1 rRNA gene (cut by a window edge) is annotated in these 1,165 nt (G+C 50.2%); it reads right to left on the bottom strand.

The features are described 5' to 3' along the window. A 23S ribosomal RNA gene (locus ACJDU8_RS25340) occupies nt 1-1,165 on the bottom strand (its annotated part extends 1,341 nt beyond the left edge of the window); the annotation flags it as partial.

Genomic DNA, 1,165 nt, shown 5'->3' with positions numbered 1-1,165 from the left:
GGACATATGGTTTTTCCTCTATGTCCTCCCTTGCTTCTTGGACACACATCCATTCGTGTGCACACCCTATCCTTCTGCGTCATCCCTTCTGTTCTTTTTCGCAGGCCTGTGGTACCGGAATTTCAACCGGTTGTCCATCGCCTACGCCTTTCGGCCTCGGCTTAGGTCCCGACTTACCCCGGGCGGACGAACCTTCCCCGGGAAACCTTAGGTTTTCGACCAATAAGATTCTCACTTATTTCTCGCTACTTATGCCAGCATTCTCTCTCCTGTACCGTCCACCACTCCTCTCGGTATGGCTTCTGCCAGTACAGGATGCTCCTCTACCGCCCTTTCAGGCCCATAGCTTCGGTGGTAAGTTTTAGCCCCGGACATCTTCGGCGCATGACCTCTTGACTAGTGAGCTATTACGCACTCTTTAAATGTATGGCTGCTTCTAAGCCAACATCCTAGTTGTCTCGGAAATCACACATCCTTTTCCACTTAACTTACACTTCGGGACCTTAGCTGTTGATCTGGGCTTTTTCCCTTTTGACCACGGATCTTATCATTCGCAGTCTGACTGCCGGGATTCAAGTATATGGCATTCGGAGTTTGATAAGGTTCGGTAACTGTTGTCAGCCCCTACCCCATTCAGTGCTCTACCTCCATTACTCACTCCCGACGCTAGCCCTAAAGCTATTTCGAGGAGAACCAGCTATCTCCGAGTTCGATTGGAATTTCTCCGCTATCCACAGCTCATCCCATGGTTTTTCAACACCAACGTGGTTCGGTCCTCCACGGAATTTTACTTCCGCTTCAACCTGGCCATGGATAGGTCACCCGGTTTCGGGTCTACGACATACAACTTCTCGCCCTTTTCAGACTCGGTTTCCCTTCGGCTCCATACCTTAGGTATTTAACCTTGCTGCATATCGTAACTCGCTGGCTCGTTCTACAAAAAGCACGCCGTCGTACTTTAACGTACTCCGACTGTTTGTGGACACACGGTTTCAGGTTCTATTTCACTCCCCTCCCGGGGTTCTTTTCACCTTTCCCTCACGGTACTTCTCCTCTATCGGTCACCAGGTAGTATTTAGCCTTGGGAGGTGGTCCTCCCTGCTTCCCACAAGGTTTCTCGTGTCTCGTGGTACTCCGGTACAGGTTATTTTGCTTCTGCTTTTCA

The sequence above is a fragment of the Candidatus Clostridium eludens genome, from assembly GCF_045310515.1.
Taxonomy (GTDB): Bacteria; Bacillota; Clostridia; order Clostridiales; family Clostridiaceae; genus Clostridium_B; species Clostridium_B eludens.
This window is presented reverse-complemented; position numbering and strand designations above follow the sequence as displayed.